Source organism: Clostridioides sp. ZZV14-6153 (genome assembly GCF_020657855.1).
GTDB lineage: Bacteria > Bacillota > Clostridia > Peptostreptococcales > Peptostreptococcaceae > Clostridioides.
Map to the genome: position 1 here is coordinate 161,587 of NZ_JAGWCZ010000005.1, position 20,202 is coordinate 181,788.

The following is a 20,202-nucleotide window of genomic DNA, read 5'->3' on the forward strand; positions in this document are numbered from 1 at the left end:
AAATGTACAATATCTGTATCAAACAATTTGAAAATTTTTTTCAGGAGGATTGGGATTATTTTGTAGAAAATAAATCTATAAATGGGACATTCCTTCAAACTCGAAATTTCATTAATTATCATAAAGAAGACAAATTTTCTGACCATTCACTAATGATATATAAAGGTAAAGAGATAATAGCAGTTGTACCTGCATGTGAAGTTTATGAAAATGATGAAAAAATATTTTTTTCTCATTTAGGTAGCACCTTTGGTGGTATTTTAATAGGTCATGATTTCAATGATATAAAGCATGTAAAAGCTATTACAAGTACAGTAGAATTATATTTACAAGAAGAAAATTTTAATAAAGTATTTCTAAAAAATGCATCGAGAATATTTTGGAAAGAGGATGCTTCATTGTTAGAGTATTTTCTATTTAAGAATGGTTATATGTTTTATGATGAATTAAGTATGTTTTTAGAACTAAATAAGTATAAAGAAGATATATTAAGTAACTTTAGTTATAGTAAAAGAAGAGATTTTAAATATTCTTTAAAGAACAATCTTATTTTTAAGAGAGTGTATGATGATAAAGATGTAATCTCTTTTTTTGAATTATTATCTAACTGTTTAGATAGAAAAGGGGCTAAATTGATACATTCAATAGAAGAACTATTGGACTTTAAAAATAATAGATTAAAAGACATTGTAGAATTTTATGCAGTATATATTGGTGATATTATGATTTGTGGTAGTATGGTATTTAACTTTCAAGGAAGAGTTTACCATACTCAATACTTAGCATCAAATTCAGCATATAATAAATATTATCCAATGATATTTTTAAACTATAATCTGATTAAAAATGCCTCAGATAGAAACTTTAAATATTTTTCATTTGGAATTAGTACTCTAAATAGAGGAAAATATTTAGATGAAGGTTTGGCTATATTTAAAGAAGGTTTTGGTTCAAGTGCTGTTTGCAATAGGACATATTATAAAAATATAAATAAGTAATACTTATACTTTATAGAATTTCTTGATTGTAGTAAATCTATAGTATTTTAACTTTTACAGAAAAATAATTAACTTATAAAGAAGGTTTGTATATGAAAAGATTAATGATTTTAGGCTCAATTAAGTATTTTGAGAATATTGTTATGTCAGCTAAAAAAGAAGGAATATACACAATTGTTTGTGATAATAGAATTGATACTCCTGCAAAAGAAGTTTGTGATGAAGCAATAGATGTTGATGTATTTGATTTTGATAAAATAAAAAATATAGCCATAGATAAAAAGATAGATGGAATTTTGACTGGATTTACAGATTCTTTAATGAAACCATATGTTTATATTGCAAATGAATTAAATTTACCATGTGTGATTTCTTGCAATCAACTTGAGTCTGTAACTAATAAGGCTGTTATGAAAAAATATTTTAAAAACAATGGAATACCTACAACTGATTATTGTATTCTTGAAAGTTTAAAAGATTTAGAAAAAATACAAGGGTTAAATTTTCCGCTTGTAATAAAACCTGTTGATGGTTATGGTTCAAGAGGTGTATATTTTGTATCAAATGTGGAGGAGTTAATAGAAAAATTTGAATATTCTAGGGAAATCTCACAAAATGGACAAGTAATAATTGAGGAATTTTATGAAAGTGAGGAAATACAAGGACTAGCTTGGGTTTACAATGGAGAGTCACATGTATTTTATATCGGAGATAGAGAGCTTGTAAATATACATGTAGGGAGAGCTGGAAAACCAGACAGATTACTATATCCATCAAAGTATTGTTTTCAGTATGAAGAAGAAATAAAGTCGATATATCAAAAGATAACAGAGGCTTTTAATATAAAGAATGGACCATTTTATGTTCAGATGCTAGTGGGTGCAGATGGAATAAAGGTGTCTGAAGTTATGCCAAGATTACCTGGAGGATGTGATTATTTGGCAATTTCACATATAACAGATCTAGATATAGGAAGGCTATTTGCAAATTTTAGTGTGAATAATGACATCGATTTTAATGAAATAAAAAAATATAATATGCATTTATCAAAGTGTGTATACGCATTACCAATATACATAAGACCTGGAACAATAAAGAAGATAAATAATATAGATAAAATAGAAAACTTAGATTATGTAACTCAAATTTTGTTGCTTGTAAAAGAGGGAGATACAATAGAGTTATATGAAGACGAGAGGCAAGATTGTGGAAGGATTTATGGAATAGCAAATAATATATTTGATGCCAATATAAAGAAAAAATATATTCATGAAATGATAGAAATACTTGATGAGAATAATGAGAATATGATAGAAAATTTTTAAATAAGGGAGCATGGTATGTATGAAGTTAATAACTCATGAGCAAATTATGTCATTAAATATCTCTCAAAGGCAAGGATATGAGTGGATAAAAGAATCATTTCTGACAAAAAAAGATTGTCAATTACCACCAAAAATAAGTATGGTAGAACAAGGGCATGTATTTTACAATGTAATGCCATCTTTAAATCATAATCATATGATTGGTGGAATAAAAATGGTTACAAGATTGCCAGGAAGAAATCCAAGTTTAAATTCAGATATATTTCTATATGATATGAACAATGCTAAACTAAAAGCCATTTTAGATGGTAATTATATTACAGCCTTTAGAACTGCTGCTGTGGTTGCTTTAGCGATTGATACTTTTGCTAAAAAAGACTTTAATACTATTGCTATTATGGGGCTAGGAGTAACTGCTTCTTCTATAATGAATATGCTTTTATATACCCTTAAAAATAGGAATATAAATATAAAGTTGTTTAGATATAAAGACCAGGCAGAGTTGTTTGTACAAAAATATAAGGATAATGACCAGTTTAGTTTTAATATATGTGATACACATAAAGAACTTATTGTAGATTCAGATGTGGTAATTTCAACTGTTACATATACAGATGAATATCTTTCAGAATTTGAATGGTTTAAAAAAGGTGCATTACTATTACCTGTACATGTTATGGGTTTTGGAAATGTAGATTATTTATTTGATAAAGTATATTTAGATGATTATAATCATTTGAAACATCTAGAAAATATAGATAAATACAAGTATTCATGTGAGTTTCATGATGTTTTAAGTAAACAATCACAAGGAAGAGAAAATGATGATGAAAGAATAGTATCTTACAATATAGGTTTATCAATACATGATATATTATTTGCAAGTAAAATCTATGAACTATGTGAAACTCTGAATTGTGAGGATATAGACTTAAAAGAACCAAAGGAAAAATATTGGATGTAGTATATTTTTTTATTAACAAGAATTTATTGTAAATTAAAATATGAAGTAATATCTTATTAAAAAGTTATTATAAACAGGGTAGGGAGATTTATGGAAAAGTACAATTTAATTAAGTTTGAATCTATTGGAAGTGAGGACGTAGGAAGTTTAATTGCATTAGAATCAAATAAGGTTATACCTTTTGATATAAAGAGAGTGTATTACATATATGGGGTACCACATGGTGTAAAGAGAGGTTTTCATGCTCATAAAACTTTAGAGCAAGTGTTAGTTTGCCTAAATGGAAGTGTTAAGATAAAATGTTATGATGGTGTTAGAGATACAACCATTGTTCTAAACAAAAATGATGTGGGACTGTATATAGGACCTGGGGTATGGCGTGAAATGTTTGATTTTGATGAGAAAACTGTTTTAATTTCAATAGCTTCTGAACATTATAATGAAGATGAGTATATCAGAGATTATGAAGAGTTTTTAAAATATATAGATATTATCTAGTTACTATGCAGACAGATATTTTCTTAATTAAATAAATTTAGCATAGCTACATAGATAATAGATAGGTAAGGATGTAACTTTATGTTAGTTAAGTTTAATAATTTATTAGAACAATTTAAAATCCATAAAGAAGAATATGAAAAAAAGGTTATGGATGTAATGGAAAGTGGATATTATATCCTTGGAAATGAAGTAAAGTACTTTGAAGAAGAATTTGCTAGATATGTAGGTAGCAAATATTGTGTAGGTTTAGCTAGTGGTTTAGATTCACTGATAATTGCATTTAGAGCATTAGGGATAGGTAAAGGCGATGAAGTAATAGTGCAATCAAATACATATATTGCTAGTGTTATGGGAATTAGTATAAATGGAGCAAATCCAGTATTTGTAGAACCAAATGAGTATTATAATATAGATTCATCTAAGATAGAAAAAAAGATAAACAGTAAGACAAAAGCTATATTAGTAGTACATTTATATGGTCAGGCAAGTAAAATGAAAGAGATACAAGAATTATGTAAAAAATATAATTTGTATTTAATTGAAGATTGTGCTCAATCTCATGGAGCTAAATATGATGGAAAAATGACAGGGACATTTGGAGACGTAGGATGTTTTAGCTTTTATCCAAGTAAAAATTTAGGTGCATTTGGAGATGCAGGTGCTATAGTAACGAGTAATAAAGAAATAGCTGATAAAGTGAAAGTGCTTAGAAATTATGGTTCGGAAAAGAGATATCATAATAAATTTGTTGGATATAATTCAAGATTGGATGAAATTCAGGCAGGTTTGTTAAGAGTAAAACTTAAATATATTAATGAAATTGAAAATGAAAAGTCAAAAATCGTACATAGATATCTTAATGAAATTAACAATTCAAAAGTTATACTTCCAAAAATAGAAAAGAACTGTACACATGTATGGCATTTATTTGTTTTACAAGTTGAAAAACGAGAGACATTTATGGAATACTTAAAGAAAAATGGTATAGAGTCTATAATACATTATCCTATACCGCCTCATCTATCTGAAGCATATGCTTATTTGGGATATAAAAAGGGTAGTTTTAATATAGCTGAAAATTATTCAAATAAAGTTGTTAGTATACCTTTATTTGTCGGCATGAAAGATGAAGAAGTTAGTTATGTAATTAAAATTATAAATGAATATTAAATTAATTGTAATAATACCATAAATAAATTTTTTATGTATAGTTTATTTAAGATTCGTTAATTGATATTTTTAGATACTGATAGATTACATAAATAAAATTGAAATATATGGAAAAATATAGAATGAAGATGAGATTTGTCTTATATTTTTCTAAAATAAAAATATTTTCAGACAATTTATTATAAAATTGTAGAATATAGTATTTATAATCTGTATAATTAATAATAACTAAGTTTTTAAAATAAAATATTTAAGTATACATAAAAAAAATATTTAAAAAAATTGTTATTTATTGTATACTTAAATTAAAACTAAATAGGCAAAACTAGATAAATCTAGTGACGCAAAGCTATAGGGGCTAAGGTTTGTATATACGAACTATGTCAGCCAGTTGCCAAAAAGAATACTAAGTATACTGTATACGCAGAATTAGTCGAAAATGACTGCCTTTTTGGCAGTCATTTTGTTGCTAAAGTTCACTTTATTACAGTAGAAAATACAAATGATAACATATTTTACCAACTATAAGTAAAAATAAAGATAGACTATCTAGAAAAGTCGCTATTTTACAAAAAAGAGCAACTTTACGAAGAAATATTTAAATACATATTAAAATTTTTTTTTATTTTCATTGAGGTTAATTAAAAAAAGATTTGTTTTCTTACTAAAAAATAAATCGTTATATTAAATATAATAGAAATGTAATAAATTTAGATGGGTAAAGAAGTCATTTTTTGTAATATAGTAACTTCAATTTTAATCACTAAATATAGTAGATAAATATATTTTGAGGAGGAGTGAGTATGAATACATATGACATTATAAAAATGGGATTAGATGCAACTAATTTAAGAAGTCAGGCAATAGCAAATAATATAGCAAATATAAATACTGAAGGCTATAAGAAACACTATGTAACTTTTGAAGAAACATTAAATGATGCCATGCCTAAAATAGAAGAAAAAACAGACAATTCTAAAGGTTTAAGAGTGGATGGCAATAATGTGGATATAGAAGAAGAAAAAGTAAATCAAGCAATGACAACATTACAATATAATGCTTTGATAGGTTTTGCAAATGGCAAAATAGCAATGACAAAATCAATAATAAGTGGGAGGTAATTAGAAGATGAGTGTGTTCAGTGGGATGAGAATCTCTGCTAGTGGATTAACAGCAGAAAGTTTAAAAATGGATATCATATCATCAAATGTAGCTAATATAAATGCTACAAGAGGTCCAAATGGAGAAGCATATAGAAGAAAAATTGTATCATTTGAAGAAAATTATGATAATAAATTAGGTATGTTAGGAGTAAAAGTCACATCTGTTGAAGATGACAAATCACCTCTTAAAGAAGTATACGACCCATCTCACCCAGATGCAAAGCCAAATGGATATGTAGAATATCCAAACGTAAATATATTAGTTGAGATGACAGACTTAATAACTGCTTCACGAGCATATGAGTCTAATATAGATACATTAAATGCTCAGAAGTCTATGATAGCAAAAGCACTGGAAATAGGAAAGTAGGGATAAATTATGCCAATTACACAGATTAACAACCTAGTGCAAGGAGCACAGTTAGAGAACTTAATTGGAGAAACTAAACCATTAAATACTAATAATAAAGAAGAAAAAAAGAATTTTGAAGATGTAATAAAAGATACTATTGATAAAGTTAATTTTCAACAAGTGACAGCAGATGATATGAAAGAAAAATTTATAAAAGGCGAAGATGTTTCTATGCATGAAGTTATGTTAATAGGTCAAGAAGCACAACTATCTATGCAATATCTAATAGAAGTTAGAAATAAGATTCATGATGCATATCAAGAAATGAATAAAGTACAAATTTAGTCTTTTGAACAGGAGTAATAATCAATGATAGCCAGTTTTAAAAATAAGATTAAGGAGCAAGTTGCTAAATCTAGGACAAAAATAGGTTCTCTAAAAAAGGGGACTAAGATAGCATTAGGTATAGGGATTGTTGCTATATGTTTAGCGCTAGTATTTACAGCAATATCTGCAAGCAAAAATAAGTATGCAGTCTTATTTTCAGAGCTAGATGTTCAAGATGCTGCAGATATATCAGCAGAATTAGAGTCTAGAAAGATAGATACCAAGGTAAAAGGAAGTACAATTTATGTTCCTAGAACAGAAGTTGATAAGTTGAGGTTAGAGTTAGCTCCAAGCTTGACAAGTGGTTCTAAAGGATTTGCACTTATGGATGATAGTTCATCAATAGGGCTTACTGATGAAGAGTTTCAAATTAAGAAGCAACGAATGATGCAAGGAGAAATAGAAAAAACAATCAAGAGTTTTCCTCAGGTGGAAGATAGTAGAGTACATATAACATTTGGTGAATCTTCTGTATTTGAGAAGGAGGCTGTTCCAGGAAGTGCAGCAGTTTATTTGATGCTAAAGCCAGGAACAACTTTAGAGAAAAATCAAATAAAATCTGTTATGGCACTTGTATCAGGAAGTGTTACAAATATACCAGAGAAAAATGTTCAAGTTATTGATAACAAAATGAACTTATTATCTGAAGGCATCTTAGACGATGAAGAAGTTGATGAAAACAATCAACCGATAAATGGTGCTATTAGTATTGATAAAAATAAGGCATCTGAGCAGGCACTGGATAAACAATTAGAAAAATCTATTTTAGACATGTTAGAACCAATATTTGGTACAGGAAAGGTAAAAGCTACAGTAAATGCTGATTTGAGTTTTGATACAGCTGAAAAAACTGAAATAAAAATTGACCCTGATAAAGTTGCTATAAAGGAAACAAGGTCAAAAAATTCATCTAAATCTGCGACAAATAATGTCCAAGGTGTAGATGCTAATATGAATAACCAAGGAAATAAAAATGGTACTAATACAGAAGATAGTTTGGATGAGAGTTTTGAATATGAAACAGGTAAGATTGAAACTCATACTATAGTTGCGCCTGGAGAACTTAAAAGATTGACAGCTTCTGTTGCTATAGATGGAAAAATAGCTAAAGGTGTTCAAGCTGATGTGGAAGATATTGTTAATAATGCTATAGGCATGGATGGAGCTAGGGGAGATACTCTTAGCGTTGTTTCAATGGTATTTGACCCTAAGGGTAAGGCAGAAGCTAAACAAGAAATGGAAGATATTAAAAAAGAAGGATTCAAAAACAATATAATAAAAGCGGTTGTTGGAGTAGTAGCAGTTGTTGCAGTAGGTGTTATTGGATACTTAATATATAAAAAGAGAAGTGAACAAGAAGACATGGATTATGAAGATGAAGTTTATAGTACTAATTCTATTGATAAGAAAGACAATCCTCTGTTAGGGGATGACCCAGAATTGACATTAGAGGAAGCTGTTAAAATGTATGCAGAAGAAAAACCAGACCAAGTCACAGAGATAATAAAAACTTGGTTAAATGAGTAAGGGGGATAGAAAGTGTCCGCGGAAATTACAAATGTTAATGCGTTTGATTTAAGTGATATAAGTGAAAATGATAAGAAAGAGAAGGTAGAAGGTGAAGGTTTAAAAAAAGCCGCTGTACTGTTAATGACATTAGGTCCAACTGTGGCTAGTGATATAATAAAAAGTCTACCAGATAAACAAGTTCAAAAAATAGGTTTGGAAATTGCAAATATTTCTTCAATAGCTTCAAAAGAAAGAAGAGAAATATTAAAAGAGTTTGTAGAAATAAATAAAGCGAAAGATTATGTTATAGAAGGCGGGCTTGAATATGCCAAAGAATTGTTAAGTAATGCCTTGGGAAATGCCAAAGCAAGTAAATTACTTGAGGGTATATCAATAGATACAAGTACAAAACCTTTTAAACATATTATAAAACTAGATGTAAAGAAGATATTAGAAATACTTAGAAATGAAAGTGCACAGACTATAGCCATTTTACTTGCACATATGGAACCTGAAAATGGTGCAGAAGTTTTAGCTTATTTAGATTTTGATTTACAAAATGAGGTAGCTATGAGAATAAGTTCAATGGGTTCAATATCTCCAGAAGTTATAAGTGTAATTGAAACTTCATTAGAGAATAAAATGCATTCAATAAGTGGTGAAGATTTTAAAGATTATGGAGGAATAGCTACTCTAGTTCAAATATTGCTTAATTCTGATAGAAAAACAGAAAAGAATATTTTGAATACTATTGAAGAAAAAGACCCAGCTTTAGCAGCTCAAATTAAATCTAATATATTTGTATTTGAAGATATTGTCAAGTTAGATGATATAAGCATACAGAAAGTACTGAAAGAAGTAACTATGAAGGATTTAGTATATGCTTTAAAAGGTGTGGATGATGAAATATCAGATGCTATATATAGAAATCAATCCTCTAGGGCAGCAGAAGCACTTAAAGAAGAGATGGAAATGGTTGGTGTCATAAAGGTTACTCAGGTTGAAGGTGCTCAACAAAAAATAGTGAGTATTGTAAGAAAACTTGAAAGAGAAGGTGCCATAACTATTGTAAGGAATTTTGGTGATGACTTTGTTGAATAATAAAATTATCAAAAGTGAAAAAGCATCATATAAAGGAGTACTAGACTTATCTATAATAGATAAAGCTAGAGTGGGAGAATCAAATATAAACGAAGATAATGATTGTAGATTTAGAGATGAAGTAATAAAAGAAGCTATAGAATCTGCTGAGATAAAAAAGAATGAGATATTGGAAGAAGCAAAAATAAATGCACAAAATATAGAAAAGCAAGCATATGAAAAAGGATATAGTCAAGGTCAGAAAAATGGATATGAGGATGGATATAAAGAGTCATATAATGAGTATACCCAAAAAGCTAAAGATGAAGCAGATTCTATAAGAAATCAGGCAAATTTAATCTTATTACAAGCTAATGAGAAAATGACTGAGTACATAAAGGAAAAAAATAAAGAGATTATAAGACTTGCTATTAATATGGCTAGTTCTGTTCTAAAAAAGCACTTTGAAGATGAAGAATCTATGAGTGATTTGTTAAAGCAAATTATTCAAGATTATGAAGGAAGTAGTTCATTCATAGTAAGATGTAATTCTTTCTATAAAGATAATATAGAGAAAGAGTTTGAATTATTTAAAGAAGAAACATCATTAAAATCAAGTGTATTTGTTATTGCAGATGATAGCATAGATGAAGGAAATGCTATTATACAAAAGGAAAATGGAAGAATAATAGTTGGTATTGATTGTGCTATGGAAAAACTAAAAGAAGAATTGCTTGGTGAATAAAGTATGTATAAAACTGATATATCTATAGATTTTGACAAAATAAATAAGAAAATAGAAAATTTAGAACTTACTATATCAGAAGGTAGAGTTAAGAAAATAATAGGGCTTACTGTAGAAGTTGAAGGGATAAAAGCTTTTGTTGGAGAGCTATGTGTTATATACAATCAAGTCAACAAAACAGTGAATTGTGAAGTAGTAGGTTTTAAAGATAAAGAAGTAATATTAATGGCATTAGGAGAGTTAACATTAATAGCACCTGGTTGTAAAGTTATTTCTAAGGGGATACCTTTAAGTGTTATGTGTAGCGATAATTTACTAGGTAAAGTACTTGATGGTCTTGGAAATCCTATAGACAACTCAGAAGTTGTTTTAGGAGACAGATACAACTTGAATAATGAACCTCCTGACCCAATGAAGAGAAAAAAGATACGCAATATAATGGAAACAGGTGTAAGAGCAATAGATGCATTTACTACTTGTGGTGAAGGACAGAGAATAGGAATATTTGCAGGAAGTGGAGTAGGTAAGAGTACAACTCTAGGCATGATTGCTAGAAATGCAAAAGCAGATGTAAATGTAATTGCCCTTGTTGGAGAAAGAGGAAGAGAAGTATTAGATTTTATTGATAAAGACTTAGGTGAAGAGGGAATGAAAAAATCTGTTGTTGTATGTGCGACATCAGATAAAGCACCATTAGTTAGACTTAAAGGTGCCCTTACAGCCACTGCAATAGCCGAATACTTTAGAGATCAAGGGAAAAAAGTAATACTTATGATGGATTCTGTGACTAGATTTGCTATGGCGCAAAGAGAAGTTGGAATAGCCATAGGAGAGCCACCAGCACAAAAAGGATATACACCATCTGTATTTGCCATTTTACCAAAACTCATGGAGAGAACAGGGACATCAGATAAAGGCTCTATCACTGCATTTTATACAGTATTAGTTGATGGAGATGACTTTAATGAGCCAATAGCAGATACTACAAGAGGGATACTGGATGGTCATATAGTTCTATCTAGAGATTTGGCAAATAAGAACCATTATCCTTCCATAGATGTCTTGAATAGTTTAAGTAGACTTATGAATGAGATTGCTTCAAAAGAAGATATAAAAATAGCATCATTTGCAAGAGATATGCTCTCTGAATATAGAGAAGCAGAAGATTTGATAAATATAGGTGCATATGCTTCAGGTACCAATAAAAAAATAGATGAAGCAATCTATTATCATGAGCATATTATCAATTTTTTAAAACAAGGTATAAATGAAAAGAGCTCTTTTAACGAAACTATAAGTAGCTTGAAAAGAATATTTGAATAAATAACTTAAAAAAATATTTGAAGAGGTTGTGATGGAATTGGATAAAAACTTTAAGTTTAGATTACAGAAAGTTTTAGACTTAAAAATGAAAGATGAAGAAAAAATAAAAATGGAGTTTGCTAAAATTCAACAAAAAAAAATAGATATAGAGAATAATTTAGAAAACTTAGAAAGTAATTATAATAAATATGCTATAAGTAAAGATAACGATAGTATTCAAAATCAAAAAATAACTATTAACTATTTGTTGGCTCTAAATAGCTCTATAATGGATTTATCAGAGGAACTGGATAAGTCGACAAATGAACTTGAAAAAGCTAGAAAACAGCTTATAGACAAACAGATAGAAAGAAAATCATTAGAAAAACTAAAAGAGAAAAAGTATGGACAGTATTATAGAGAAGAAAATTTAAAGGAACAAAAAACTAATGATGAGTTTGCAAGTATGAGTTATTTGAGAAATAGACAAGTTCTATAAGAATAGTAGGAAGTGAGGATATTATTGTATGAAGATACAAGCAGATTCTTATAATGTTATTAAAGATATTGTGGATAAAAAAAGTTCATCTAAGAATAAAGATGTAAAAAAGAATAAATTTGAAGATAATTTGTATAAGGTAACAGACAATAAACCAGTTAAAGATAGAAAAGAAACAAGCAATCAAAATGTTAGCTCAGATAAACCAGAAGATAGTGATAATGAGTGTCATTTAGATGAAGATAAAAGTAATCACTTAGAAGATAAAAGTACATATGAAAAAGATTGCAGTAAGATTAATGAGATTTTACAACAATTACTAAATATTTTAAAAAATAATGATAAAAAAGATAAAGATATAAATTCTATATTAAATGATATAGAAAAGCTAAATGTATCAGGTGAATTGAAACAAGAACTTAAACTTAATAAAAATATGTTGAATAAGATTGCAAACCAAAATGCAGAGTTAAATAAAGCTAATGCGAATAAATCTGATGAAGCGCAAAATTTAGACATGATGAAGTTAAGAGAGCTTTTAGATAATAATGTTAACGAAAACTTTGAAGTAATTAGTAAAACTACAGAGGATGATAATAAAAGCATAGATTTATACAACTTTGATAGTAATAGAATGGACAATCTTAACTCAAATAAGCAAAGAGATGATAGTTCTGATATTTTGGAAAAACTAGCAGGGGTTAATGGAAATAAAAACGGAAATTTGGGTCAGGTAATAAATAAAAGCATGGATATAAACAAAACTAAAAGCGATAATGTTAATTTAAAACATATAGAATCAAACGTCATGGATGATTCGATTAAGGCTATTAAACATATGAAAACAAATGATATACAAGAGTTAACAATTAAATTAAGACCAAAAGAATTGGGAGATATGAACATACAATTATTGAAAGATAATGAGAGTATGAAAGCTGTTGTAACTGTTTTTAATAAAGACGTATTTGACTCTATAAATAAAAATATAACAGATTTAAAGCAACATCTTGAACTTACGAATGTAAATATAAAAGATGTATCAGTGCAAATGCATAGTGATAATAGAAATACATCAGATACTTTTGATAAAGCATTTGAACAACAGAACAGACAAAATAACCAAGAAAATATGAATAAGCAGGATACAAATAATAAGCGTAACAATATAGTCATAGAAGATGAGATTAAAGAAAATCTTATTGATGATGATAGAGTAGATTTATTAGCGTAATAAGGGGGTAATACTGTATGTATGGAGTGGCAACAGCTTTAGCAGGGGCTCAAGGAAACTATAGGTCAAATAACTTGAGCCAACTTGAAAGAAATATTAATGATATTGCGAATAAACAAGTTAGAAGTAAAGGAAATCAGACAGTAACAGACAACGGAACTCCAATTATAGGGCAGGGTGACGATGCTGATAAAGACTTGTTTATGAAAATACTTGTAGCACAAATGGGTAATCAAGACCCAATGAATCCACAAGACCCAACAGAGTATGTATCACAATTAGCTCAGTTTGCAACTTTAGAAAAGATGTCAGCTATGAACGACAAGCTAGATATACTCTTAGCTTTAAGTAACTCTACTCTAATAAACTCTGCTTTGAGTATGGCAACGTCATTAATTGGTAAAGAAGTAGAAGTATCTGGAGAAGAGAAGGAAGATGAAAACATTGTAGGTGTAGTAAAGTCCACATATATAAAAGATGGAGAGGTACACTTAGAACTGAAAGTAGATGGTAGTGATAAAACTGTAGATGTTAAATATGAAAAATTACTTAAAATAGGAGAAGTAGATACAACTTCAGGAGAAGAAAATAACCCTCCAGAGCAAGAATCTCCAGAACAAGAATAATATTAAATTAGAAAAGAGGTAAATTCATGATAAAAGCAATGTATTCAGGTGTAAGTGGAATGAAAGCAAATCAAACAAAACTAGATGTAATAGGTAACAATGTAGCAAATGCTGGGACTACTGCTTTTAAGAAAAGTTCAGCTAGAATAACAGATTCATTTTATCAAACTGTACTATATGCAAGTGCTCCAACAGCTGCGTTAGGGGGAACAAACTTAGGACAAGTAGGTGTAGGTAGTAAGATATCAAGTATAAATAAAGATATGACACAAGGAAATGTACAGCCAACTAATAGACCATCAGATTTGATGATAGATGGCGATGGGTATCTTCCAGTAGTGAGACAAGGTACAGTTATGTATACAAGAGATGGTTCTTTTAACTTAGATACAGGATTTAAAGCAGCAGCTGGACCTTTGCAAAATATCAAAGGTGGAAGACTTGTAAATGGTGATGGATATATGTTACAAGGTGAGGTTTATAAGGGTACATATAATCCTGATACTGGTGAATTTACTAAAAATGCTACTGCAGAAGGAAAAGAACCTATTGTAATACCACTTCAAAGTGTAAGCCCTAAAGATGGTACAGTACAAAATGTACTGGAGTACAATATATCAAAAGATGGTACTGTAGAATTTTTATTAAGTGATGGTCAAAGAACACAGTTTGTATATCCTATACCTGATGGTAAAAAAGTAGGAGATGCATCTGGTTTAAATATTAATGATGGTAAGATTCAAAAAGTACAAACATATGCATTCCAAAATCCAGCAGGACTAGACGCAGAAGGAGGAAACCTATACAAGCCATCAGCAAACTCAGGAGACCCACAAGTAGCAGGAGCTACAGGAACAATAATACAAGGAGCAATAGAAGCTTCCAATGTAGATATAGCAGAAGAATTTACAGAAATGATAATAGCAAGTAGGTCTTTCCAAGCAAACAGTAAAATAATATCTACATCAGATGAGATACTTCAAGAAATAATAAGTCTTAAGAGATAGTAGGTACATAGTATGATAAGAGTAACGGATTTAAACGGAAGAAGCTACATATTAAACTCAGACCTTATAGTAAGAATTGACTCAGTTCCGGAAAGTAGAATATTACTTACAACAGGAGAAAAAAATCTTGTAAAAGAGTCTGTAGACGAGATAGTAGATAAAGTAATAAAGTATAAAAGGAAAATAAATGTAGGTTATATTAGGAGCGAAAAGTAATGAAAAAAACAGATTCACTGACATTCATTGGACTAATATTATCTACAGTATTAGTTTTATTTGGAGCAGTAAAAGGAAGTAGTACAGGATTAAAAAGTTTTTTTGACTTTTCATCAATATTAATAACAGTATTTGGGTCATTTGGAGCATTGATGATTACATTTACTATTGATGACATGAAACTTATAAAAAATGCACTACAATACTCATTTAAAACAACGAGTATATCAAGATTAGACTTATTGAATCAGTTTAAAGCACTTTCCAAAAAAGCGAGAAGAGAAGGTCTTTTGTCAATAGAAAGTGATGTAATGAAAATACAAGACCCATTTATGAAAAAAGGATTAGAGCTATGTATTGATGGTCTGGAAGTCAATGAAATAAGGTCTATATTAGAATTAGAGATAGATTCTGTTGAAGATACAAATAACAGATATTCAAAGATATTTAAAACTTGGGGAACATTTGCACCTGCATTTGGAATGTTGGGGACTCTAATAGGTCTTATACAAATGTTATCTGACCTTACATCACCAGATTTGATTGCTTCTGGTATGGGAAAAGCATTAATTACTACATTTTATGGTTCTCTACTTGCAAATATTGCTTTAAATCCAATTGCATATAACATAGATGAAAAAACGGAAAAAGAAGTTTACATAAAAGAAATGATGCTGGAAGGTATAATAAGTATACAATCTGGCGAAAGCAGTATAGTAGTTGAAGAACGATTAGCAACATATCTTTCAAGAAGTGAAAGACTAGAGTTCTTGAAATCTAATAAAAATACAGAAAGAGTAATTAGTAATGGCGCGTAAAAAAAATAAAAAAAAAGATGAGATAAACCCAGATGCATGGTTGGCCACTTATGCAGACACAATAACTCTAATTCTTACTTTTTTCGTATTGCTATATGCAACATCAGTTGTAGACATGGAAAAATTTAAAAATATATCAAATGCATTAAAAGGTCAGTTTTCTGGAGTAAGTATGTTTAACACAGGTTCAAGTACAAGTGCGAAGTCTCCAATAGATAGTGTTTTAGTGGATAAAAATGATAAGTCAGATTTAGAACAAGATTTAAAAGATAAGGTTAATAATTCTAACTTACAAAAGAGTGTAACAGTTAAGGATGATAGTAGAGGGATTTTATTAGAGTTAGATGACTCAATCTTATTTGACTCTGGGATTTCGGAGTTAAAAGTTGATAGTAAAGCTACTCTAAATAAAGTATATGACATGATAAAAATGATGAAAAATAAGATAGTTATAGAAGGTCATACTGATAATGTACCTGTAAAATCAAGTACACATGAGTCCAATTGGGATTTATCTTCTAGTAGAGCAGTAAGTGTTGTAAGATACTTTGTAGAAGAAAAGGGCATGGACCCTAAACTATTTTCAGCAACAGGATGTGGAGAGTATCAACCTTTAGTTTCAAATGATACAGCAAAAGGAAGAGCTGAAAATAGAAGAGTTAATATACTTATAACTATCGACTAGGAGGAAGAGTTTTGTTCAAAAATAAAAAAATTATTCTAATTATTTTGATACTGATTGTTTTCTCAGCAGGAGCAGGGTTTTTTATATTAGGTAAAGGTGGAAATGGACAAATTGATAAGATTATAGGTTTGTTTATTCCAACAGGAAAAGGTAAAGATGAAATAAAAACAGAAAATCTTGATTTAGAAGAAATGGTATTGAAGCTAGCTGATGAAGGTGTAAGATATTTAAAGGTGTCAATAACTGTGTCTTATGATGCTTCATATAAAGATATAGAAAAAAATACACCTTTAATTAGAGATAATATCATAAATTGCCTTATGGCAAAAAGAGCAGATGATTTTGCTGCTGAAAACCTAAATAATATAAAAGATGAAATAAAAAATACTTTAAATACAAATTTAGGTGGAAATGTAATACAAAACATATATTTCACAAATATAGTAGTACAATAAAAGGATGGTAAGACATGATACTTTATTTATTAAAGATATTAATATGTATTCCAATAATTTTAATATTGATAGTCTTATCTTTAAAAATTAGCCAGGGAACTTTATTAAAAAAATACAATGACAAATATGTAAAAATACTAGACATTGTAAGTATAAATAAAAACAATAGCATAATAATTTTAAAAATAGGTGAAGAAGGATGTATTATTGCATCTTCTTCAGCTAGTATGAATAAGATAAAAGATTTGACCAAAGAAGAAATATCAAAAATAGAAGATGACATTAAAGAAAGAAATTTTAAAATCCAAGATTTTAAAATGGAAAAAATCAAAGCAAAATATGATTTCAGTAGATATATTGGAAAATTTACAAAAAAGGAAGATAAGTAAATGGAACTATTATCAAAATTACCTTTGGCTGACGTACCATATACAAGTTCAATGCAATTGTTTTTATTTCTAACTGCATTAATGTTTTTACCATTTGTAATGTTCATGATGACAAGCTTTGTTAGAATAGTCATAAGTTTATCATTTTTAAAATCAGCATTAGGAGCACAACAGGCAATTCCAAGTCAAGTTTTGGTAGGGCTTGCAATAGTATTGACAATATTTATAATGAGACCAGTATTAAATGAAATAAACGAAAAGGCATTACAACCATATATTAAAGAAGAAATCACTATGGAAAAAGCTATGAAGGAAGCAGAAGGGCCTATTAAAGAGTTTTTATTAAAGCAAACTAGACAAACTGACTTAGATTTATTTGTAGAACAGGCAGGGTTAAAAGAAAAAAAATTAACTCGTGAAAATATACCCTTATCTGTTGTAGTTCCAGCTTTTGCGATAAGTGAGTTAAAAACTGCTTTTCAAATAGGTTTTTTAATATACATACCATTTTTGATAATAGACCTTGTTGTGGCAAGTGTTTTGATGTCTATGGGAATGTTTATGTTGCCTCCAGTCATGATATCATTACCATTTAAGTTGTTATTATTTGTAATGGTAGATGGATGGAACTTGATAGTAAAAACATTGATATTGGGATTTGGATAGGAGAAAAATAGTATGAGTGAATTTATGATAATGAGTGTTCTTAAAAATGGCATGTTTACAGGAGCTATGATTGCAGCTCCAGTACTAATTGTTTCTCTTGTAGTTGGACTTTTAATAAGTGTGTTTCAAGCTACAACTCAAATCCAGGAGCAAACATTGACTTTTGTACCAAAATTAATAGCAATTCTTTTAATAGTAGCTATTGGTGGAAGCTGGATGTTACATACTCTTATTAATTTTACTTCTGAGATATTCAATATGATATCTCTTATAACTAAGTAGGTAGGGTGCATATGATTTTTGTATTTATTAGAATAGTAGCCTTCTTCGGAACATTGAGAATACTATTTCCAGCTGGTACACCTGCTTTATTTAAGTCACTTTTTGCAATCATTATATCAATATTGATTTCAAGTACTATGCAAATTGAATATGCAACAAATATAGATAATATTGTAATGTTTACGTTATATGGTATAAATGAGACGATAACAGGGATTATTCTCGGATATATAACTAATCTATGTTTTTATAGTATCAGAATGGCAGGTTCTATGATGGACCAACAGATGGGATTATCAATGATTAATATGTTTGACCCAAACTCAATGGCTCAAACAACTTTAATTGATAATCTTATGAACTGGACAGCAATAATGATATTTTTTAGCATGGATGGGCATCATGTTTTAATTCGAGGTATAAGGTATAGTTTTGAGTTAATTCCAATAGGAAAATCATTTGTAGATAATAATATAGATTATATAATAAACATATTTGTGCAGTGCTTTATAACTGGATTCAAAATAGCAATACCTATTGTACTTTGTCTGCTTATGGCAGATTTTATATTAGGTCTTATATCAAGAAGTGTACCTCAACTAAACGTAATGATAGTTGGTATGCCATTAAAAATATTGGTTGGTATAGCACTATTTATCATATCAATACCTTTAATTGTCAACCAAATAAGTCACTTATTGAGTCAGATACCAAAGATGTATGAGGGAACTTTTGCACTAGCCCCCATGTTTTTTATGGGTTCAGCAGATAAAACAGAAGAAGCCACTCCAAAGAAAAAGGGAGAACAAAGAAAAAAAGGTAATATAGCAAAAAGTAGAGAATTACCCGTTGCAATGACTCTATTTGCATTCACTTTATTAGTCCCTACATTATTTTCATATGTAGTGGATACACTTAAATCTTCACTTAATCATTTTTTAAGTGTGAATTTTTATATGGACATAAATTATTCAAATCTAGAAAACTTAGTTATAGTGGGATTAATGGATTTTTTTAAGATATTTTTGCCAATAGCTATTCCATTCTTGGTTTTAGGTATAGTAGCTAACCTGTTTCAAGTGGGAATATTGTTTACTGGGGAAACTTTGAAGCCAAATCTATCAAAATTAAATCCAGTTAGTGGATTCAAAAATATGTTTTCTATGAAAAGTTTATCAACTTTAATAAAGGATGTAGCGATTATATCTGTCTTAGCATACATAGGATATAAATTCTTTCAAGATAATTATTTAGATATCTTAAAGCTAGGTAATATATATCTTCCAACTTTAATGTATACAATTAAAGACTTAGTATATTCTATATTAAGTAAAATTTGCATAGCTATGATAGTTATAGCAGCTACAGACTATTTTTATCAAAGATATAGTCATAAAAAGCAACTTAGAATGACAAAACAAGAAGTAAAAGATGAATATAAAAACTCAGAAGGGGACCCAGAAATAAAAGCTAAAATAAAACAAAAACAAAGACAAATCTCATCTCAAAGGACTATGCAAGCAGTACCAAGCGCTACTGTAATAGTAACCAATCCAACTCACTTATCTATAGCAGTGAGATATGAAAAAGGAAAGGACCAAGCTCCAGTAGTAGTGGCAAAAGGTGCAGACTATTTAGCTTTTAAAATAAGGGAAATCGCAAAGGGAAATGATATCCCAATAATAGAAAATAAACCTATCGCTAGGTTGTTATATAAGCAAGTAGAAATAGACCAAGAAATTCCAGAGGACATGTATCAAGCTTTTGCAGAGATATTAGTAGCAGTATATAAAATCAAAAATAGATACAAAGTCCCAAAAAGGTAGGAT

Annotated in this window: 24 protein-coding genes and 1 riboswitch; all 24 genes read left to right on the top strand. The window is 29.1% G+C overall.

Annotation, left to right across the window (positions count from 1 at the left end; genetic code table 11):
- Window positions 1–2: 2 nt before the first annotated feature.
- The 24 genes from KGF46_RS08680 to KGF46_RS08795 all read left to right on the top strand — a co-directional run bounded on the left by KGF46_RS08680 (window position 3) and on the right by KGF46_RS08795 (window position 20,199).
- Window positions 3–998, top strand: a complete 996-nt coding sequence (locus KGF46_RS08680) for a peptidoglycan bridge formation glycyltransferase FemA/FemB family protein (protein ID WP_227839303.1) — start codon at window positions 3–5, stop codon at window positions 996–998.
- A 92-nt stretch (window positions 999–1,090) separates the two neighbouring features.
- On the top strand, window positions 1,091–2,323 hold the full coding sequence (locus KGF46_RS08685) for an ATP-grasp domain-containing protein (protein WP_227842636.1): 1,233 nt from the start codon (window positions 1,091–1,093) through the stop codon (window positions 2,321–2,323).
- Between the two features lie 19 nt (window positions 2,324–2,342).
- Window positions 2,343–3,287: an ornithine cyclodeaminase gene (locus tag KGF46_RS08690; protein ID WP_227842635.1), complete on the top strand. Its 945-nt coding sequence runs from the start codon at window positions 2,343–2,345 to the stop codon at window positions 3,285–3,287.
- A gap of 90 nt (window positions 3,288–3,377) precedes the next feature.
- A complete protein-coding gene (locus tag KGF46_RS08695) occupies window positions 3,378–3,785 on the top strand; it encodes a sugar 3,4-ketoisomerase (RefSeq protein ID WP_227839300.1) in 408 nt (135 codons plus the stop codon).
- A gap of 81 nt (window positions 3,786–3,866) precedes the next feature.
- Window positions 3,867–4,958 (top strand): DegT/DnrJ/EryC1/StrS family aminotransferase, encoded by a 1,092-nt coding sequence (locus KGF46_RS08700; protein ID WP_227839299.1) that lies wholly within the window; start codon window positions 3,867–3,869, stop codon window positions 4,956–4,958.
- Between the two features lie 308 nt (window positions 4,959–5,266).
- Window positions 5,267–5,357, top strand: a riboswitch (cyclic di-GMP riboswitch).
- 404 nt (window positions 5,358–5,761) lie between these two features.
- Window positions 5,762–6,079 carry a flagellar basal body rod protein FlgB gene (gene flgB / locus KGF46_RS08705; RefSeq protein ID WP_227434666.1) on the top strand — a complete coding sequence of 106 codons (318 nt, stop codon included), beginning with the start codon at window positions 5,762–5,764 and terminating at the stop codon, window positions 6,077–6,079.
- A gap of 7 nt (window positions 6,080–6,086) precedes the next feature.
- On the top strand, window positions 6,087–6,491 hold the full coding sequence (flgC, locus tag KGF46_RS08710) for a flagellar basal body rod protein FlgC (RefSeq protein ID WP_227839298.1): 405 nt from the start codon (window positions 6,087–6,089) through the stop codon (window positions 6,489–6,491).
- 9 nt (window positions 6,492–6,500) lie between these two features.
- A complete protein-coding gene (gene fliE, locus KGF46_RS08715; RefSeq protein WP_227827776.1) occupies window positions 6,501–6,818 on the top strand; it encodes a flagellar hook-basal body complex protein FliE in 318 nt (105 codons plus the stop codon).
- A 24-nt stretch (window positions 6,819–6,842) separates the two neighbouring features.
- A complete protein-coding gene (fliF, locus tag KGF46_RS08720) occupies window positions 6,843–8,387 on the top strand; it encodes a flagellar basal-body MS-ring/collar protein FliF (protein WP_227827775.1) in 1,545 nt (514 codons plus the stop codon).
- A 12-nt stretch (window positions 8,388–8,399) separates the two neighbouring features.
- On the top strand, window positions 8,400–9,470 hold the full coding sequence (gene fliG / locus KGF46_RS08725; protein ID WP_227827774.1) for a flagellar motor switch protein FliG: 1,071 nt from the start codon (window positions 8,400–8,402) through the stop codon (window positions 9,468–9,470).
- Complete coding sequence (locus tag KGF46_RS08730) at window positions 9,454–10,194, top strand: FliH/SctL family protein (protein ID WP_227856568.1); 741 nt, start codon at window positions 9,454–9,456, stop codon at window positions 10,192–10,194. Before fliG ends, KGF46_RS08730 begins: the two co-directional genes overlap by 17 nt.
- Before the next feature lie 3 nt (window positions 10,195–10,197).
- Window positions 10,198–11,517: a flagellar protein export ATPase FliI gene (fliI, locus tag KGF46_RS08735; protein WP_227827772.1), complete on the top strand. Its 1,320-nt coding sequence runs from the start codon at window positions 10,198–10,200 to the stop codon at window positions 11,515–11,517.
- 31 nt (window positions 11,518–11,548) lie between these two features.
- A complete protein-coding gene (gene fliJ / locus KGF46_RS08740; RefSeq protein WP_227861146.1) occupies window positions 11,549–11,995 on the top strand; it encodes a flagellar export protein FliJ in 447 nt (148 codons plus the stop codon).
- 28 nt (window positions 11,996–12,023) lie between these two features.
- Window positions 12,024–13,229, top strand: coding sequence for a flagellar hook-length control protein FliK (locus KGF46_RS08745; RefSeq protein ID WP_227861147.1), 1,206 nt, complete (start codon window positions 12,024–12,026; stop codon window positions 13,227–13,229).
- Window positions 13,230–13,246: 17 nt separating this feature from the next.
- Window positions 13,247–13,855, top strand: a complete 609-nt coding sequence (locus tag KGF46_RS08750) for a flagellar hook assembly protein FlgD (protein WP_227827769.1) — start codon at window positions 13,247–13,249, stop codon at window positions 13,853–13,855.
- A 26-nt stretch (window positions 13,856–13,881) separates the two neighbouring features.
- A complete protein-coding gene (locus KGF46_RS08755; RefSeq protein WP_227861937.1) occupies window positions 13,882–14,862 on the top strand; it encodes a flagellar hook-basal body protein in 981 nt (326 codons plus the stop codon).
- Between the two features lie 12 nt (window positions 14,863–14,874).
- Window positions 14,875–15,078, top strand: a complete 204-nt coding sequence (locus tag KGF46_RS08760) for a flagellar FlbD family protein (protein WP_054268815.1) — start codon at window positions 14,875–14,877, stop codon at window positions 15,076–15,078.
- Complete coding sequence (locus KGF46_RS08765; RefSeq protein ID WP_227827767.1) at window positions 15,078–15,896, top strand: motility protein A; 819 nt, start codon at window positions 15,078–15,080, stop codon at window positions 15,894–15,896. The genes KGF46_RS08760 and KGF46_RS08765 overlap by 1 nt, the downstream gene beginning before the upstream one ends.
- Window positions 15,886–16,581 (top strand): OmpA family protein, encoded by a 696-nt coding sequence (locus KGF46_RS08770; RefSeq protein ID WP_227827766.1) that lies wholly within the window; start codon window positions 15,886–15,888, stop codon window positions 16,579–16,581. The genes KGF46_RS08765 and KGF46_RS08770 overlap by 11 nt, the downstream gene beginning before the upstream one ends.
- An 11-nt stretch (window positions 16,582–16,592) precedes the next feature.
- Window positions 16,593–17,036 carry a flagellar basal body-associated protein FliL gene (fliL, locus tag KGF46_RS08775; RefSeq protein WP_227827765.1) on the top strand — a complete coding sequence of 148 codons (444 nt, stop codon included), beginning with the start codon at window positions 16,593–16,595 and terminating at the stop codon, window positions 17,034–17,036.
- A gap of 14 nt (window positions 17,037–17,050) precedes the next feature.
- On the top strand, window positions 17,051–17,425 hold the full coding sequence (locus KGF46_RS08780) for a flagellar biosynthetic protein FliO (RefSeq protein ID WP_227827764.1): 375 nt from the start codon (window positions 17,051–17,053) through the stop codon (window positions 17,423–17,425).
- Complete coding sequence (fliP, locus tag KGF46_RS08785; RefSeq protein WP_021382683.1) at window positions 17,426–18,091, top strand: flagellar type III secretion system pore protein FliP; 666 nt, start codon at window positions 17,426–17,428, stop codon at window positions 18,089–18,091.
- A gap of 12 nt (window positions 18,092–18,103) precedes the next feature.
- Window positions 18,104–18,373, top strand: coding sequence for a flagellar biosynthesis protein FliQ (fliQ, locus tag KGF46_RS08790; protein WP_227856540.1), 270 nt, complete (start codon window positions 18,104–18,106; stop codon window positions 18,371–18,373).
- Window positions 18,374–18,384: 11 nt separating this feature from the next.
- Window positions 18,385–20,199, top strand: coding sequence for a fused FliR family export protein/FlhB family type III secretion system protein (locus tag KGF46_RS08795; RefSeq protein WP_227861938.1), 1,815 nt, complete (start codon window positions 18,385–18,387; stop codon window positions 20,197–20,199).
- The last annotated feature ends 3 nt before the right edge of the window (window positions 20,200–20,202 follow it).

Bases quoted from the DNA above. Each gene is read 5' to 3' on its own strand.
- KGF46_RS08765 (WP_227827767.1), top strand. From the start codon at position 15,078: ATGAAAAAAACAGATTCACTGACATTCATTGGACTAATATTATCTACA.
- fliE (WP_227827776.1), top strand. From the start codon at position 6,501: ATGCCAATTACACAGATTAACAACCTAGTGCAAGGAGCACAGTTAGAG.
- KGF46_RS08755 (WP_227861937.1), top strand. From the start codon at position 13,882: ATGATAAAAGCAATGTATTCAGGTGTAAGTGGAATGAAAGCAAATCAA.
- KGF46_RS08690 (WP_227842635.1), top strand. From the start codon at position 2,343: ATGAAGTTAATAACTCATGAGCAAATTATGTCATTAAATATCTCTCAA.
- fliF (WP_227827775.1), top strand. From the start codon at position 6,843: ATGATAGCCAGTTTTAAAAATAAGATTAAGGAGCAAGTTGCTAAATCT.
- KGF46_RS08730 (WP_227856568.1), top strand. From the start codon at position 9,454: ATGACTTTGTTGAATAATAAAATTATCAAAAGTGAAAAAGCATCATAT.
- KGF46_RS08745 (WP_227861147.1), top strand. From the start codon at position 12,024: ATGAAGATACAAGCAGATTCTTATAATGTTATTAAAGATATTGTGGAT.
- KGF46_RS08795 (WP_227861938.1), top strand. From the start codon at position 18,385: ATGATTTTTGTATTTATTAGAATAGTAGCCTTCTTCGGAACATTGAGA.
- KGF46_RS08680 (WP_227839303.1), top strand. From the start codon at position 3: ATGTACAATATCTGTATCAAACAATTTGAAAATTTTTTTCAGGAGGAT.
- KGF46_RS08760 (WP_054268815.1), top strand. From the start codon at position 14,875: ATGATAAGAGTAACGGATTTAAACGGAAGAAGCTACATATTAAACTCA.
- KGF46_RS08770 (WP_227827766.1), top strand. From the start codon at position 15,886: ATGGCGCGTAAAAAAAATAAAAAAAAAGATGAGATAAACCCAGATGCA.
- KGF46_RS08685 (WP_227842636.1), top strand. From the start codon at position 1,091: ATGAAAAGATTAATGATTTTAGGCTCAATTAAGTATTTTGAGAATATT.
- KGF46_RS08700 (WP_227839299.1), top strand. From the start codon at position 3,867: ATGTTAGTTAAGTTTAATAATTTATTAGAACAATTTAAAATCCATAAA.
- flgC (WP_227839298.1), top strand. From the start codon at position 6,087: ATGAGTGTGTTCAGTGGGATGAGAATCTCTGCTAGTGGATTAACAGCA.
- fliI (WP_227827772.1), top strand. From the start codon at position 10,198: ATGTATAAAACTGATATATCTATAGATTTTGACAAAATAAATAAGAAA.
- fliQ (WP_227856540.1), top strand. From the start codon at position 18,104: ATGAGTGAATTTATGATAATGAGTGTTCTTAAAAATGGCATGTTTACA.
- fliJ (WP_227861146.1), top strand. From the start codon at position 11,549: ATGGAATTGGATAAAAACTTTAAGTTTAGATTACAGAAAGTTTTAGAC.
- fliP (WP_021382683.1), top strand. From the start codon at position 17,426: ATGGAACTATTATCAAAATTACCTTTGGCTGACGTACCATATACAAGT.
- KGF46_RS08695 (WP_227839300.1), top strand. From the start codon at position 3,378: ATGGAAAAGTACAATTTAATTAAGTTTGAATCTATTGGAAGTGAGGAC.
- KGF46_RS08750 (WP_227827769.1), top strand. From the start codon at position 13,247: ATGTATGGAGTGGCAACAGCTTTAGCAGGGGCTCAAGGAAACTATAGG.
- KGF46_RS08780 (WP_227827764.1), top strand. From the start codon at position 17,051: ATGATACTTTATTTATTAAAGATATTAATATGTATTCCAATAATTTTA.
- flgB (WP_227434666.1), top strand. From the start codon at position 5,762: ATGAATACATATGACATTATAAAAATGGGATTAGATGCAACTAATTTA.